General features: G+C 71.1%; 10 protein-coding genes. 8 read left to right on the top strand and 2 right to left on the bottom strand.

Annotated features, from left to right (window positions below):
* Positions 1 to 12 precede the first annotated feature (12 nt).
* Positions 13 to 3,072, top strand: coding sequence for a helix-turn-helix transcriptional regulator (locus ACSHXC_RS11720; RefSeq protein WP_438296537.1), 3,060 nt, complete (start codon positions 13 to 15; stop codon positions 3,070 to 3,072).
* 55 nt (positions 3,073 to 3,127) lie between these two features.
* Here ACSHXC_RS11720 and ACSHXC_RS11715 read toward each other — a convergent pair whose 3' ends face one another.
* Entirely contained in the window at positions 3,128 to 4,279 is a 1,152-nt protein-coding gene (locus ACSHXC_RS11715) for a PQQ-dependent sugar dehydrogenase (protein WP_438291520.1), read from the bottom strand.
* A gap of 128 nt (positions 4,280 to 4,407) precedes the next feature.
* A complete protein-coding gene (locus ACSHXC_RS11710) occupies positions 4,408 to 5,421 on the bottom strand; it encodes an aldo/keto reductase (protein WP_438291519.1) in 1,014 nt (337 codons plus the stop codon).
* Positions 5,422 to 5,495: 74 nt separating this feature from the next.
* On the opposite strand from ACSHXC_RS11710, the gene ACSHXC_RS11705 reads away from it, so the two are divergent.
* From ACSHXC_RS11705 to ACSHXC_RS11675, 7 genes are all read left to right on the top strand, one after another.
* On the top strand, positions 5,496 to 6,437 hold the full coding sequence (locus ACSHXC_RS11705; RefSeq protein WP_438291518.1) for a 2-hydroxyacid dehydrogenase: 942 nt from the start codon (positions 5,496 to 5,498) through the stop codon (positions 6,435 to 6,437).
* Positions 6,438 to 6,845: 408 nt separating this feature from the next.
* Entirely contained in the window at positions 6,846 to 9,719 is a 2,874-nt protein-coding gene (locus ACSHXC_RS11700; RefSeq protein WP_438291517.1) for a putative bifunctional diguanylate cyclase/phosphodiesterase, read from the top strand.
* A gap of 227 nt (positions 9,720 to 9,946) precedes the next feature.
* Positions 9,947 to 11,815: an acetolactate synthase large subunit gene (locus ACSHXC_RS11695; RefSeq protein ID WP_438291516.1), complete on the top strand. Its 1,869-nt coding sequence runs from the start codon at positions 9,947 to 9,949 to the stop codon at positions 11,813 to 11,815.
* A gap of 26 nt (positions 11,816 to 11,841) precedes the next feature.
* Entirely contained in the window at positions 11,842 to 12,369 is a 528-nt protein-coding gene (ilvN, locus tag ACSHXC_RS11690; protein WP_053726090.1) for an acetolactate synthase small subunit, read from the top strand.
* Between the two features lie 107 nt (positions 12,370 to 12,476).
* Positions 12,477 to 13,478 carry a ketol-acid reductoisomerase gene (gene ilvC, locus ACSHXC_RS11685; RefSeq protein ID WP_438291515.1) on the top strand — a complete coding sequence of 334 codons (1,002 nt, stop codon included), beginning with the start codon at positions 12,477 to 12,479 and terminating at the stop codon, positions 13,476 to 13,478.
* 254 nt (positions 13,479 to 13,732) lie between these two features.
* Positions 13,733 to 15,337 (top strand): phosphoglycerate dehydrogenase, encoded by a 1,605-nt coding sequence (serA, locus tag ACSHXC_RS11680; RefSeq protein ID WP_438291514.1) that lies wholly within the window; start codon positions 13,733 to 13,735, stop codon positions 15,335 to 15,337.
* 93 nt (positions 15,338 to 15,430) lie between these two features.
* On the top strand, positions 15,431 to 16,024 hold the full coding sequence (locus tag ACSHXC_RS11675) for a TetR/AcrR family transcriptional regulator (RefSeq protein ID WP_438291513.1): 594 nt from the start codon (positions 15,431 to 15,433) through the stop codon (positions 16,022 to 16,024).
* The last annotated feature ends 17 nt before the right edge of the window (positions 16,025 to 16,041 follow it).

Below are 16,041 nucleotides of genomic sequence, written 5' to 3'. Positions count from 1 at the left end.
GACGCCTGTGCGATGCTCGGCAGCGTGGAGACCAGGTCAGTCAGCCCCGTGTTCGTCGGCCGCGCCGGCGAACTGGCGGTATTGAACGAAGCACTTGCCCGCGCCACGGCCGAGGGAGAGCCGCAGGCGCTGCTCGTCGGCGGCGAGGCGGGCGTCGGCAAGAGCCGGCTCGTCGAGGAGTTCACCGACGCCGCCCGCGCGGCCGGCGCGGTGATCGCCATCGGCGGCTGCGTCGAGGTCGGCGCCGACGGGCTGCCCTTCGCCCCCTTCTCGGCCGCGCTGCGCGCCCTGCGCCGCCGGCTGCCCGACGAGCTCGCCGCCGCGGCCGACGGCCAGGAGGAAGAGCTGGCCCTGCTCCTGCCCGAGCTCGCCAGGACGGGCCGCCCCACCTCGCGCGAGGACGGCACCGCCCGCCTCTTCGAGCTCACCGTACGGATGCTGGAGCGGATCGCCACCGAGCGCACCGTCGTCCTCGTCCTCGAAGACCTGCACTGGGCGGACGCCTCCACCCGCCATCTGCTCGCCTACCTCTTCCGCACCCTGCGGCGCGGCCGGCTCGTCGTCGTCGCCACCTACCGCGCCGACGACATCCACCGCCGCCACCCCCTGCGCCCGCTGCTCGCCGAGCTCGACCGGCTGCGCAGCGTGCGGCGCATCGAACTGCCCCGCTTCACCCGGTCCGAGGTCCACCACCAGCTGACCGGCATCCTCGCCGCCGAGCCCGAACAGCGCCTGGCGGACGAGGTGTTCGAGCGCTCCGACGGCAACGCCTTCTTCGTCGAGGAACTCGTCGTCGGCCGCGACCCCGACGGCACCTGCCCCGACCTCAGCGACTCGCTGCGCGACCTCCTGCTGGTCCGCGTCGAAGGCCTGCCGGAGGACGCCCAGCGGGTGGTGCGGATCGCCGCCGAGGGCGGCTCCACCGTCGAGTACCCGCTGCTCGCGGCGGTCGCCCGGCTCCCCGAGGACAAGCTCATCGAGGCCCTGCGCGCCGCCGTCGGCGCGAACATCCTGCTGCCCGCGTGGGACGGCGACGGCTACCGCTTCCGCCACTCCCTGGTCCGCGAGGCCGTCAGCGACGACCTGCTGCCCGGCGAGTGCTCGCGCCTCAACCGCCGCTACGCCGAAGCCCTGGAGGCCGACCCCTCGCTGGTGCGGCCCGACGAGCGGACCACCCGGCTCGCCACCTACTGGTACCACGCGCACGACGCCGCCAAGGCGCTGCCCGTGGTGCTCGACGCCGCCGTCGAGGCCCGCCGCCGGCACGCCTACTCCGAGCAACTCAAGCTCCTGTCGAGGGCGATGGAGCTGTGGGACGCCGTCCCGCAGGAGATCCGCGCCGGGCTCCGGCCCCTGGACCACGCGGGCTCCTACCCGGCCTGCGGCTGCGCCCCCGAGACCCCGGCGTCGCTGCGCTACCTCGACCTGCTCGCCGAATCCGTCGAGGCGGCCCGGCTGTGCGGCGAGCGCGAACGCGCCCTGAAGCTCGCCAAGAAGGCGCTCCGGCTCATCGAGGCCGAAAGCGACCAGCCCGCCGCGGGCGACCCGCTGCGCGCCGCCTGGTTCTGGATCCAGCTCTCCCGCCTGATGCAGAACCTGGGCCGCGGCGACGGCTGGGCCGAGATCACCACCGCCCAGGAGCTGGTGCGCGGGCTCGCGCCGTCCGCCGTGCACGCCGAGGTCCTCGCCACCGCGGCCGGCTGGAGCATGCTCCACAAGCCCGGCGCCGAGTCGCTCGCCGCGGCCGAACAGGCCGTGGAATACGCCCGGTTGGTGAAGACGGAGGAGATCGAGCTCAACGTCAAGCTCACCCTCGGCAGCCTCCTGCTCGACTCCGGCTCGGTCGAGGAAGGCCTCGCCACGATGCGTACGGTGATCGACCGCTCGCTGGAGCTGGGCCTCGTCGGCGAGGCGACCCGCGGCCATGTGAACCTCTGCTCCGGCCTGGAAGCCGTCGGCCGCTCGGCGGACGCCGTGCGCCTGGCCGACGACGGGGTCCGCCTCGCCGAGAAGTACGGCCTCCTCGACAACGAGGCCTGGGTGCAGGCCAACCGCGCCGAGTCCCTGTTCAACCTCGGCCGCTGGGAGGAGACCGCCGACTGCGTCGAGCGGGTCCAGCGGATCGCGGTGAGCACCAAGCCGCTCGGCAACGCCCTCATGCGCCGCGCCGATCTCGCCCTGCTCCGGGGCGAGCCGGATCGCGCGGCGGCCTCCCTCGCAGAGGCCCACGCGGCCTTCGGCAAGTACGACCCGATGGCCCAGCACGCCATCCCGCTCGCCAGGATCGCGCTGGGCATCGCGGCCGCCCAGGGCCGCATCGACGAAGCCCGCGACGAGCTGGCCCGCGTCGTCGAACCGGGCTTCCCGCCCGGCACCCAGCGCTACGCCTGGCCCCTGCTCGCCGCGGCCGCCGCCATGGAGGCCGACATGCGCGGCCTCCCCTCAGCCGAGCCCGGCCGGGCCGCCGCCCTCGACCTGATCCGTACCGCGGCCAAACGGCTCCCGACCGGCGTCCCCGTGTGCGAGGCGCTGGCCCTGGTCGTCGCCGCCGAACTGGACCGCGCCGAGGACCGCGACCGGGCCGCCGCCTGGGAAGCGGCCGCCCAAGCCCTTAGGCCCCTCGAACGGCCCCACTGCCTGGCCCTGGTCTGCCACCGCTGGGCCGCGGCCCTCCTCGCCGAGGGCGGCGACCGCGAGACCATAGCCTCGCTGCTCCGCCAGGCCCACGCCGAGTCCGTACGCCTGGGCACCCGTCCCCTGCGCGAACAGCTGGAACTCCTCGCCCGCCGGGCCCGCATGTCGCTGACCGCCCCGGACCCCGGGGAGCCCGATGAGCGGGCGGAGCCGGCGGAGGCACTCGGCCTGACCAGCCGCGAACAGGACGTCCTGCGCCTGGTCGCGGCCGGCCACAGCAACCGCCAGATCGCCGAGGAGCTCTACATATCCCCGAAGACGGCGAGCGTGCACGTCTCCAACATCCTTGCCAAGCTGGGGGTTTCGGGCCGGGGCGAGGCGGCGGCCCTGGCCCACCGCCTCAACCTGTTCCCGGAGTCGATCAGCCCGACGCCTTGACGCCTACGTGATGTCGAGCCCCCATGTGACGTCGATGCCCAGGTGATGGCGACGGCTAGGTGACGTCCAGCTCCAGAATGCGGTCGTCGCCCGGCTTCGGCTTGCCGCGCGAATCGGTGTTGTTCGTGAGCAGCCAGAGCTTGCCGCCGCTCCCGGCCGGCAGGACGGTGCGCAGCCGCCCGTACTGGCCGGTCAGGAAGGCCTCGGGGTCGGCGAGCGGCTTGGTGCCGTCCAGCGGGACGCGCCACAGCCGCTCGCCCTTGAGCGAGGCGATCCACACGGAGCCGGCCGCGAACGCGATCCCGCTCGGTGAGGCCTCCGACGTCTTCCACTGGACGACGGGATCGACGTACCCCGGCTTGTTCCCCTTGCCCTCGACCACGGGCCAGCCGTAGTTCTTGCCGGGCTCGACGAGGTTGAGCTCGTCCCAGGTGTCCTGCCCGAACTCCGAGGCCCACAGCCGGTTCTCGCCGTCCCAGGCCAGGCCCTGCACATTGCGGTGCCCGTAGGAGTAGACGAGCGAGTCCGCCTCCGGATTGCCGTACGCGGGCTGCCCGTCGGGCGTCATCCGCAGGATCTTCCCGCCGAGCGACTTCTTGTCCTGCGCGAGCCCCCGCTCGCCCGTCTCACCGGTCCCCGCGTACAGCATCCGGTCAGGGCCGAACGCGATCCGCCCGCCGTTGTGGTTGTTGCCCTTGGGGATGCCGCGCAAGATGGTGTCCGGCGCCCCCAGCTGCTGGCCCGCAGGCCGCTGCGGGTCGTAGATCATCCGGGCGATGCGGTTGTCGGACTCGGTGGTGAAGTACGCGTAGAGGAGATGGTCCGAGGCGTACGAGGGCGACAGGGCGAGCCCTAGCAGTCCGCCCTCGCCCTGGTGATCGACGCCGGGCACGCTGCCCACGGCGGTCTTCCTGCCGGTCTGGGCGTCGACGAGTACGACCGAGCCGTCGTCACGGGAGCCCACGAGGAGCCCGCCCTCGGGCAGCGGCGCGATGCCCCAGGGCGACTTCAGATCCTCCGTGACGGTCCTGGCGACCTTCACCGAGCCGTTGGCGGGCGGGAGTTGGGCGTGCGGCGTCGCCGACGGGGACGCCTTGGGGCCGGACGGGGCGCCCCGGCCCTGCGGCCCCGCGTCCGGGGAGGAGCAGCCCGCCGCGAGCACGAGCGCGGCTGCGGCCAGGGCGGTGGCCACGGTGGTTCGTCGCACGGTTGGGGTTCCCTTCGCCGGGGTCGATGCGCTGGGTTCATTCTGCGGGCGGCGGCCCCGGCCGGGCGCTCCAACTCCCCACCGCAGGCGCCCGGGTGGCCCAGGGGCGGGGTCCGCGAGCCGGTCGCTCAGTCCCGCGCCAGCGGCAGCGCGGCCAGTTCCGCCAGGTCCCGCGGGGTCAGGGCGAGGCCCGCCGCCCGGGCGTTCTCGCGCACCCACTCCTCCCGCTTGGCGCCCGGCACGGGTATCACCTGGTGCCCGAGCCGCAGCAGCCAGGCCAGCGCCACCTGCCCCGGAGTCGCCCCGTGCCGCGCGGCGACCCGGCGCAGGCCCGCCACCACGGGCTGGTTCGCCGCCATCATCTCCGCCGTGAAGCGGGGGTGGCGGGCCCGGATGTCGTCGGGCTCGAACCCCTGGCCCGGGGTGAGCGTGCCCGTCAGGAACCCGTTGCCGAGCGGCATCGCGGCGAGGAGGCCGACGCCCCGCGTCGTGCACCACGGCAGCAGCGTGTCCAGCGCCTCCCGCGACCAGAAGGACAGCTCCGCCTGCACGGCCGCGACCGGGAACACCTGCTGGACCCGGTCGAGCAGCCGCACCGTCTCCTCGTACCGGCCCACGTGGAGCCCGTGCACCCCGGCCACCGGCGCGGTCCGGCGCACCGCCCGCGCACCCATGGCGCTGAGCCCGAGGGCCCGTACCTTCCCCGCCGTCACCAGCTCCGCCATCGCCCCCCAGGTCTCCTCGACGGGGACCTCCGGGTCGGCGCGGTGCAGCAGATAGAGGTCGATGACGTCGGTCTGGAGGCGACGCAGCGAGGCGTCGCAGGCCCGGCGCACGTACCCGGGGCGGCCGTTGGCGACCACGTGCTGGTCGACGCCCACGAGCAGCCCGCACTTGGTGGCGACGAACGCCTCGTCCCGCCGCTCCTTCAGGACCCGCCCGATGAGCAGCTCGTTGGTGAACGGGCCGTACATGTCGGCGGTGTCAAGGAGGTTCGAGCCGGTGTCGAGGGCTGCGTGAACCGCCCGCAGCGAGCGCTCCAGGTCCTGCTGCGAGCGGGTGTAGCCCCAGCTCATCGGCATGCAGCCGAGTCCGATCGCACCCGCCCGCAGGGCCCCCGCCCCGATTGTCCTGCGCTCCACCTGGCCGGATCCCTCCCTCGTCGCTCCCCAAACTAACCTCTGGCCCCCGGAGCCCTTCGCATAGCCTCCTGACCATGACCGCAGACGTATGGATCCCCTTCGACCCGGCCGACGTCCCGGGCCTGCCCGCCTCCCTCGACTACCGGTTCTGGGACGGCGGCGCCGACTTTCCGGCCGACCCCGCCGACTGCGCCTTCTACGTGGTCCCGTACATGAAGCCGTCCGAGATCGCGATCCGCCCGCTCGCCGCCATGACCGGCGTCCGGGTCGTGCAGACGCTGACCGCCGGCATCGACCACGTACAGCCCGGCGTCGGCCTGCTGCCGCCCGGTGTGCGCCTGTGCAACGCACGCGGTGTCCACGAGGCGTCCACGGCCGAGCTGACCCTCGCCCTCGTGCTCGCCTCGCTGCGCGGGATTCCCGGTTTCGTCCGGGGGCAGGAGAGGCAGGAATGGCGGGCCGGGTTCTATCCCGCGCTGGCCGACAAGTCCGTTCTGATCGTGGGGTACGGGTCGATCGGGGCCGCCATCGAGGACCGGCTCGCGCCCTTTGAGTGCGCGCGGGTGGCGCGCGTCGCGCGCTCATGGCGCACAACGGGGCGCGGTGAAGTGCACGCATTGACAGATCTGCCCGCGCTGCTCCCGGAAGCGGACGTCGTCATCGTCTCCACGCCGCTGACCGAGGAGACGTCGGGCCTGGTGGACGCCGAGTTCCTGGCCCGCCTCAAGGACGGTGCGCTCCTGGTGAACGTCTCGCGCGGACCCGTGGTGGACACCAAGGCGCTCCTTGCCGAATTGGAGTCGGGGCACATCCACGCGGCACTGGATGTCACCGATCCCGAACCGTTGCCCAAGGGACACCCGCTGTGGCATGCACCGAATGTCCTCATCAGCCCGCATGTGGGCGGTTCGAGCTCCGCATTCCTGCCCCGGGCCAAGCGCCTGCTCGCCGCTCAGGTCGCCCGCTTCGTAGCCCAAGAACCGCTCGCCAACGTCGTTCTGACGACGGATCAGTAACTCTCCGCAGCCGTTCAGGTGCACCGGGTGCCCACATGACTCCAGACTGTCACTGAGCGTATAAGGGCTATGTCCCTGAGTGACGAGACTGGTGTATCGTCCCGACCGGGGGCCGGCGCCGTGCGTCTACGGCGCGGGGGAGCGATCACTGCGAGGGGGGCGACGGGCGATGCACGGCCAATGGACGAACGATCCGACGTGGTGGAGCCGCCTGCGGCAACCCCGCCGCGCGCATCGCGCAACAACGCACCGCGGTGGAGCGGCGAGCGCCGAGGCGACGAACGGCGCGGCGGCAAACGGCACAACGAGGAACGGCGCCCAGGAGCACGGCTCATGGCGCGGCGATACCGGCTCTTGGCCCCGGCCGGCCGGTACGCCGAGGCGGGCCCGGTGGCGAGGAGCCGTCCGATGAGCGCCCCCGGAGCGGTTCTGACCCGGCCGCCCATGGCCGGAGGCGGCGGGGCCGGCATGGTCTCCCAGCTGGTGCTCGCAGTGGTCTGCGCCGGATATGCCACCGGCGCATTCCTGGGCTGGGGTTCCGAGGAACTCGCCCTGATCATGGGCGACTTCGGCCTCTCCAGCGCGGCCCTGATCGCTGCGGTCTCCTGCTTCCGCTACGCGCGGAGCGGCGCGACGGAGGGCGAGAACAGCTTTCGGCCGGCCTGGCTCCTCTTCTCCTTCTCCTCCGCCATGGCCGCCTGCGGCAACGGCGTCTGGGGCTGGTACGAGGTGGTGCTCCAGCGCGGCGTGCCCACTCCCTCGCCCGCCGACTTCTTCTTCCTCTGCTTCGCGCCGCCCGCCATCGTGGGCCTGCTCGTGCTCGCCAAACGCCCCGTCACCAAGGCGGGCTGGGTCTGCCTAGCGCTGGACTCCTGGCTCATCGGCGGCTCCCTGCTCACCCTGTCCTGGAGCCTCGCGCTCGCGCGCACGGCCCACGAGGGCGAAGGCGAGGGCGTCGCCCACGCCACCCTCACGCTCGCCTATCCGCTGCTCGACATCGTCCTGGTCAGCATGGTGCTCGCGCTGCACTTCCGGCGCTCGTCCGCCAACCGGTCCGCGGTGAACACCGCGATCGCGGCGCTCGCCCTGACCGTGCTGTGCGACGCCCTGTTCACCTCGCCGCTGCTGCGCGAGCACTACCGCTCCGGGCAGCTCCTGGACGCCGGCTGGTTCGCCGGCTCCCTGCTGCTCGCGTACGCCCCGTGGGGCGCCCGCAGGACGTCCGCCCCGCAGCCCCGGCTGCCGATGGCCGCCCCGCAGGGCGCCCGCCCCGCGGCCGGCCGCGTGCGCTCGAACGCCCTGCCGGTGACGCGGCCGCTCGCCAGCTCGCTGGCCGCGCTCACGCCGTACCTGGCGGCCGCCGTGTGCACCCTCGGCATCCTCTACAACGTCATCGAAGGGCACCGGGTCGACCGGACGGTCGTCTTCACCGGCTGCACCGTCGTGCTCGCCCTGGTGGTCCGCCAGGGGATCATGCTGCTCGACAACATCGCGCTCACCCATGAACTGGCCCAGAAGGAGAACCACTTCCGCTCCCTGGTGCAGGGCTCCAGCGACGTCATCATGATCGCCGCCCCCACCGGAATGCTGCGGTACGTCAGCCCCGCCGCGGCGGGCGTCTACGGGCGGGACGCGGAGGAGCTCGTGGGCTCCGAGCTGGCCTCGCTCATCCACCCCGAGGATCTGGGCCGGGTGGTGCACGAGGTGCGCCGGTTTCTGGCGGCGCCGCCCGCCGAGGAGCCCACGACGCGGATCGAATGCCGCTTCAGGTCGGGGACCGGCGAGTGGCTCAACGTGGAGTCGACCGTCAACCGCCACCAGGGCGGGCTCATTCTCAACAGCCGCGACGTGACCGAACGGGTGCGCCTGCAGGCGCAGTTGGAGCACAACGCCGAGCACGACCCGCTCACCGACCTGCCCAACCGCGCCCTGTTCACCAAGCGGGTGCGCAAGGCGCTCGGCGGGCGGCGCAACTCCGACCCCGGCACCGCCGTGCTCTTCATCGACCTCGACGGCTTCAAGCAGGTCAACGACACCATCGGCCACCAGGCCGGCGACGAACTCCTCATCCAGGCCGCCCGCAGACTCCAGGACTCGGTTCGGGCCGGCGACACCGCGGCCCGGCTCGGCGGCGACGAGTTCGCAGCCCTCATCCTGGGCGACGGCACCCGCGACCGCTCGGCCCGCGAGTACCACGTCAGGGAGATCGCCGACAGACTGCGCCTCACCCTCTCGCAGCCCTACCAGATCGACGGCAACGATGTCCGGGTCGCCGCCTCCATCGGCGTCGCCTTCGCCGAGCCCGGCGTCGGCGCGGGGGAGCTGCTGCGCAACGCCGACCTCGCGATGTACCGGGCCAAGAAGGGCGGCAAGAACCGGGTCGAGCTGTACGCCCCGCAGATGCAGGCCGAGGTCGTCCGCAAGTCGGAGCTCGCGGCCCGGCTGCGTACCGCGCTGAACGAGGGCGAATTCGCGGTTCTGCACCAGCCCGTCGTCGATCTCACCACCGGCGAGGTCTCCGCGGTCGCCGCCCAGGCCCGCTGGAGATCAGCCCAGGGCATCCTGTTCACCCCGGCCGAATTCCTACGGGTCGCCGACGAGAGCGAGCGCGCCGCCGAGCTCGGCCGCTGGCTGCTCGAAGAGGCCGTGGAGCTCGCCGCCGACCGGATGCGGGCAGGCCACGACGCACCCGTCTCGGTACGCCTCTCGGCCCGCCGCCTGCTCGACAAGTCGATGCCGCTCGGCTCCCTCGAAGCCCTCCTGACCAGGCACGGGCTGCCCTCGGGCGCCCTGATCATCGAGCTTGCCGACAGCGACCCCAGGATCTCCTTCGACGAGCTGGAGCGACGCCTGGTGGGCCTGCGCAGACTCGGCGTACGGATCGCGCTCGACGGGTTCGGCAGCGGCTACGCGGCGATCAACGCGCTGCGCCGGCTCCCCATCGACCTGCTGAAACTGGACAGGGGACTCGTCGAGGGCGTCGTCGAATCGGCCCGGCTCCACAAGATCACCGCGGGGCTGCTCCGGATCGCCTGCGATCTCGGCATGCAGTCGGTGGCCGACGGCGTGGACGTACCCGAACAGGTCTTGGCGCTGCGCGCCATGGGGTGTACGCATGGGCAGGGCATGGCGTTCTCCGGGCCCCTCGACGAGTACCGGCTGCGGCGCGCCCTGGTGCGCGGTGAATACCCGGTGCCCGGCGGGGCCGCGCTCCCCGTGCTCAGTGGCCGGAGCCGGCCCCTGCTGAGCTCAAATAATGAGACGCCCGTCCCACCTACTTGACACCACCTGCGCGCCGGGGGGAGGGTCAGTGCCATGCGCACCCGAATTCTCGTACTTGGAAAGCGCGTCGGCTGAAGCGGAGCCCCCAGCAGGCTCCGCAGACCGCACCCGACGCGCTCCCCTCGCTTGCCTCACGGCACGAGGGGTTTTTTGTTGCACTGGCACCCCTCAAGCACTACCGCGATCTCGACTAAACCACCGCAAAAACCCTCAGCTTCGAGAAGAGAATGCCGATGACCGAGCAGGCCACCGGGGCCCACCATCCGCAGCCGCGGCCCCGTAACGGCGGACACCAGTCCGCGACCGTTGAGCACGTCACGGGCGCGAAGTCCCTCATCCGTTCTCTTGAGGAAGTCGGGGCGGAGGTGGTGTTCGGGATTCCGGGCGGTGCCATCCTCCCGGCGTACGACCCGATGATGGACTCCACCCGGGTCCGTCACGTCCTGGTCCGCCACGAGCAGGGCGCGGGCCACGCGGCCACCGGGTATGCCCAGGCCACCGGCAAGGTCGGTGTGTGCATGGCGACGTCGGGTCCCGGCGCCACCAACCTGGTCACCCCGATCGCGGACGCGCACATGGACTCGGTGCCGCTGGTCGCGATCACCGGCCAGGTCTCTTCCAAGGCGATCGGCACGGACGCCTTCCAGGAGGCGGACATCGTCGGTATCACGATGCCGATCACCAAGCACAACTTCCTGGTCACCAAGGCCGAGGACATCCCGCGCACGATCGCCGAGGCGTTCCACATCGCCTCGACCGGCCGCCCGGGCCCGGTCCTGGTCGACATCGCCAAGGACGCGCTGCAGGCGCAGACCACGTTCGCGTGGCCGCCCACGACCGATCTGCCGGGCTACCGGCCGGTCACCAAGCCGCACGCGAAGCAGATCCGCGAGGCCGCCAAGCTGATCGTGGCGGCCAAGCGCCCGGTCCTGTACGTCGGCGGCGGCGTCCTGAAGGCCGGCGCGACCGCCGAGCTGAAGGTCCTCGCGGAGCTCACCGGAGCGCCCGTCACCACCACCCTGATGGCGCTCGGCGCCTTCCCCGACAGCCACCCGCTGCACGTGGGAATGCCCGGCATGCACGGTGCGGTCACCGCCGTCACCGCTCTGCAGAAGTCGGACCTGCTCATCGCGCTCGGCACCCGCTTCGACGACCGCGTCACCGGCAAGCTGGACAGCTTCGCGCCGTTCGCCAAGGTCATCCACGCGGACATCGACCCGGCCGAGATCGGCAAGAACCGCGAGGTCGACGTCCCGATCGTCGGGGACGCCCGCGAGGTCATCGCCGACCTGGTCCAGGCCGTCCAGGCCGAGTACTCCGAGGGCCACAAGGGCGACTACACCGCCTGGTGGAAGGACCTCAACCGCTGGCGCGAGACGTACCCGCTGGGCTACGACGAGCCGAACGACGGCACGCTGTCCCCGCAGCGCGTCATCCAGCGCATCGGCGAGCTCGCGGACGCGGACACCATCTACGCTGCCGGTGTCGGCCAGCACCAGATGTGGGCCGCGCACTTCGTGAACTACGAACTGCCCGCCACCTGGCTGAACTCGGGCGGCGCCGGAACCATGGGCTACGCGGTCCCGGCCGCGATGGGCGCCAAGGCCGGGCAGCCCGACCGCATGGTCTGGGCGATCGACGGCGACGGCTGCTTCCAGATGACCAATCAGGAACTGACGACCTGTGCCCTGAACAACATCCCGATCAAGGTCGCCATCATCAACAACGGCGCCCTCGGCATGGTCCGCCAGTGGCAGACGCTGTTCTACAACCAGCGCTACTCCAACACGGTCCTGCACTCCGGACCGGAGGACGGCATCGCCGAGGAGGGCCGGCCCAGCGGCGGCACCCGCGTCCCCGACTTCGTCAAGCTGTCGGAGGCGATGGGCTGTTACGCGATCCGCTGCGAGCGCCCCGAGGACCTGGACAAGGCGATCCAGGAAGCCAACTCGATCAACGACCGCCCGGTCGTGATCGACTTCATCGTCCACGAGGACGCCCAGGTGTGGCCGATGGTCGCCGCCGGGACCTCCAACGACGAGGTCATGGCCGCCCGCGGAGTCCGCCCCGACTTCGGCGACAACGAAGACGACTGAGAGCTGTAGGAAGAGGTAAGAGGCTCATGTCCACCAAGCACACGCTCTCGGTCCTGGTCGAGAACACCCCCGGCATCCTCGCCCGGATCGCCGCCCTGTTCTCCCGCCGCGGCTTCAACATCGACTCGCTCGCGGTCGGTGTCACCGAACACCCCGACATCTCCCGCATCACGATCGTGGTCAATGTCGAGGACCTGCCCCTGGAGCAGGTGACCAAGCAGCTCAACAAGCTCGTCAACGTCCTGAAGATCGTCGAACTTGAGCCCGGCGCTGCGATCCAGCGCGAGCTCGTCCTGGTGAAGGTGCGTGCCGACAACGAAACGCGCTCCCAGATCGTCGAGATCGTCCAGCTGTTCCGCGCCAAGACCGTCGACGTCTCCCCGGAGGCCGTGACCATCGAGGCGACCGGCGGCGCGGACAAGCTGGAGGCGATGCTGAAGATGCTGGAGCAGTTCGGCATCAAGGAACTCGTCCAGTCCGGCACGATCGCCATAGGGCGTGGTGCCCGGTCCATCACGGACCGCTCGCTGCGCGCCCTGGACCGCAGCGCCTGAGGCCTGACGATACGGGCCTGACCCGCCCGTATCGCGGACTCACCCCTTCCTTACTCACCCCCACCGATACGGTGGACGCAACACCAGCACACCAAGGAGATATCCCAGTGGCCGAGCTGTTCTACGACGACGATGCCGACCTGTCCATCATCCAGGGCCGCAAGGTCGCGGTGATCGGTTACGGCAGCCAGGGCCACGCCCACGCGCTGTCGCTCCGTGACTCGGGTGTCGACGTCCGCGTCGGTCTGCACGAGGGCTCCAAGTCCAAGGCGAAGGCCGAGGAGCAGGGCCTGCGCGTGGTGACGCCGTCCGAGGCGGCGGCCGAGGCCGACGTCATCATGATCCTGGTCCCGGACCCGATCCAGGCCCAGGTCTACGAGGAGTCCGTCAAGGACAACCTGAAGGACGGCGACGCGCTGTTCTTCGGCCATGGCCTGAACATCCGCTTCGGCTTCATCAAGCCCCCGGCCGACGTGACCGTCGCGATGGTCGCCCCGAAGGGCCCCGGCCACCTGGTGCGCCGTCAGTATGAAGAGGGCCGCGGCGTTCCGTGCATCGTGGCCGTCGAGCAGGACCCCCAGGGCAACGGCCTGGCGCTTGCCCTGTCGTACGCGAAGGGCATCGGCGGCACCCGTGCCGGCGTCATCAAGACGACGTTCACCGAGGAGACCGAGACCGACCTGTTCGGCGAGCAGGCCGTCCTCTGCGGTGGCACGGCCGCGCTGGTCAAGGCCGGTTTCGAGACGCTGACCGAGGCCGGCTACCAGCCGGAGATCGCGTACTTCGAGTGCCTCCACGAGCTGAAGCTGATCGTGGACCTCATGTACGAGGGCGGCCTGGAGAAGATGCGCTGGTCGATCTCGGAGACCGCCGAGTGGGGCGACTACGTCACCGGCCCCCGCATCATCACCGCCGACACCAAGGCCGAGATGAAGAAGGTCCTCGCCGAGATCCAGGACGGCACGTTCGCCAAGAACTGGATGGACGAGTACCACGGCGGTCTGAAGAAGTACAACGAGTACAAGACCCAGGACTCCGAGCACCTCCTGGAGACCACCGGCAAGGAGCTGCGCAAGCTCATGAGCTGGGTGCAGAACGACGAGGCGTAAGCCTGATGTCAGCGGGGTCGGGCACAGTATCGGTGCCCGGCCCCGCTGGCTGCCGCACGACCATGGACAACCAGTCCAACCCCCATCGGGTGATCCTGCCTTCGCGGCGGAAAACCCCCGGGGGAGCAGCACTACACTGCTCAGCAACACAAACGCGTCAGGCCCACAGCGTCGTGCGTCTTCCACGCGGCTAGCCCCTCCACCGCCTGCGGCCGTCGGGACGGCCGTCCGCAAAGGATTCAGTGAGGACCCACGTGAGCACTGCGACTACCCACAAACCTGTCGTACTCATCGCTGAAGAGCTGTCGCCCGCCACCGTCGACGCCCTCGGGCCGGACTTCGAGATCCGGCACTGCAACGGAGCCGACCGCGCGGAACTGCTGCCCGCCATCGCCGGTGTCGACGCGATCCTGATCCGCTCGGCCACCAAGGTCGACGCCGAGGCGATCGCCGCCGCCAAGAAGCTGAAGGTCGTCGCCCGCGCCGGAGTCGGCCTCGACAACGTCGACGTCTCGGCCGCCACCAAAGCCGGCGTGATGGTCGTGAACGCGCCGACCTCCAACATCGTCACCGCCGCCGAGCTCGCCTGCGGCCTCCTCGTCGCCACCGCGCGCAACATCCCGCAGGCCAACACCGCGCTCAAGAACGGCGAGTGGAAGCGGAACAAGTACACCGGCGTCGAGCTGAGCGAGAAGACCCTCGGCGTCGTCGGCCTCGGCCGCATCGGCGTCCTGGTCGCCCAGCGGATGTCGGCCTTCGGCATGAAGATCGTCGCGTACGACCCCTATGTGCAGCCCGCCCGCGCCGCCCAGATGGGCGTCAAGCTCCTCAGCCTCGACGAGCTGCTCGAAGCCTCCGACTTCATCACCGTGCACCTGCCCAAGACCCCCGAGACGCTCGGCCTGATCGGCGACGAGGCGCTGCACAAGGTGCAGCCGCACGTGCGGATCGTGAACGCGGCGCGCGGCGGCATCGTGGACGAGGCCGCGCTGTACTCCGCCCTCAAGGAGGGCCGTGTCGCGGGCGCCGGTCTGGACGTGTACGCGAAGGAGCCCTGCACGGACTCCCCGCTGTTCGAGCTCGACCAGGTCGTCTGCACCCCGCACCTGGGCGCCTCCACCGACGAGGCCCAGGAGAAGGCCGGCATCGCCGTCGCCAAGTCCGTACGCCTCGCGCTGGCCGGCGAGCTCGTGCCGGACGCGGTCAACGTCCAGGGCGGCGTGATCGCCGAGGACGTCAAGCCGGGCCTGCCGCTCGCCGAGCGCCTCGGCCGCATCTTCACCGCGCTCGCGGGCGAGGTCGCGGTCCGCCTCGACGTCGAGGTGTACGGCGAGCTCACCCAGCACGACGTCAAGGTGCTCGAACTCAGCGCGCTCAAGGGTGTGTTCGAGGACGTGGTGGACGAGACGGTCTCCTACGTCAACGCGCCCCTGTTCGCGCAGGAGCGCGGCGTCGAGGTGCGCCTCACGACGTCCAGCGAGTCGCCCAACCACCGCAATGTGGTGACGGTGCGCGGCACCCTGTCGGACGGCGAGGAGGTCTCGGTCTCCGGCACCCTGGCCGGCCCCAAGCACCTCCAGAAGGTCGTCGCGATCGGCGAGTTCGACGTGGACCTGGCGCTCGCGGACCACATGATCGTGCTGCGTTACGAGGACCGTCCGGGCGTCGTCGGCGCCGTCGGCCGGGTGCTCGGCGAGGCCGGGCTCAACATCGCCGGCATGCAGGTCTCCCGCGCGGAGGAGGGCGGCGACGCGCTCGCCGTGCTGACCGTGGACGACACCATCCCGCAGAACGTGCTGACCGAGGTCGCCGAGGAGATCGGCGCCAACTCGGCCCGCTCGGTGAACCTGACCGACTGATCGCTCCGGTCCGGCGGCCCCGTACCCGGTCCGCAGAGTCCGACTTAGACGCTTGTCTTAGACGGATGTCTGTGAACCGGGTACGCTGCTGTCATGGGACACCGTGAGGATCTGCTCGAAGGCGCCAAGCGCTGCCTGCTGGAAAAGGGCTACGCCCGCACCACCGCCCGCGACATCGTCGCCGAGTCCGGCACCAACCTGGCCTCCATCGGCTACCACTACGGCTCCAAGGAGGCCCTGCTCAACCTGGCCTTCCTGAAGCTCACCGAGGAGTGGGGCGACGCGGTCGCCGCGAGCCGGGAGAAGGGCGCCGCGATCGGGGACCTGCCCCCGCTGGAACGCTTCGAGCGGGGCTGGGCGGGCGTCATCGACTCGTACGAGCAGAGCCGCCCGGTCTGGAAGCTCCAGATGGAGATCGTCTCCCGGATCGACAGTGATCCGGAGCTCCAAAAAGCCCTCGCCGAGCCGCAGTTGGAGGGGCGCAAGGGCCTCGCGGAGGGCTTCCTCGGTATCGACGAGAACGCCGACCCGGAGCGGGCGCGGCTCGCCGGCACCTTCTACCAGGCGCTCCTCGCCGGGGTGATGGTCCAGTGGATGGTCGACCCGGAGACGGCCCCCTCGGCGAAGGACCTGACCGAGGGCCTGAAGATCATGATGGGGCTGGACGGGGACGAAGGCGGGAGCTGAACGTCAAATCCTTTTGC

Source organism: Streptomyces sp. HUAS TT7 (assembly GCF_051550175.1).
Taxonomy (GTDB): Bacteria; Actinomycetota; Actinomycetes; order Streptomycetales; family Streptomycetaceae; genus Streptomyces.
The sequence above is the reverse complement of the archived record's forward strand: the minus strand, read 5'-3'. Positions and strand labels throughout refer to the sequence as shown.

Excerpts from the sequence above, each read along its gene's own strand:
- ACSHXC_RS11720 (WP_438296537.1), top strand. The coding sequence starts at position 13 with ATGCTCGGCAGCGTGGAGACCAGGTCAGTCAGCCCCGTGTTCGTCGGC.
- ACSHXC_RS11695 (WP_438291516.1), top strand. The coding sequence starts at position 9,947 with ATGCCGATGACCGAGCAGGCCACCGGGGCCCACCATCCGCAGCCGCGG.
- ilvN (WP_053726090.1), top strand. The coding sequence starts at position 11,842 with ATGTCCACCAAGCACACGCTCTCGGTCCTGGTCGAGAACACCCCCGGC.
- ACSHXC_RS11705 (WP_438291518.1), top strand. The coding sequence starts at position 5,496 with ATGACCGCAGACGTATGGATCCCCTTCGACCCGGCCGACGTCCCGGGC.
- ACSHXC_RS11675 (WP_438291513.1), top strand. The coding sequence starts at position 15,431 with ATGGGACACCGTGAGGATCTGCTCGAAGGCGCCAAGCGCTGCCTGCTG.
- ACSHXC_RS11700 (WP_438291517.1), top strand. The coding sequence starts at position 6,846 with ATGAGCGCCCCCGGAGCGGTTCTGACCCGGCCGCCCATGGCCGGAGGC.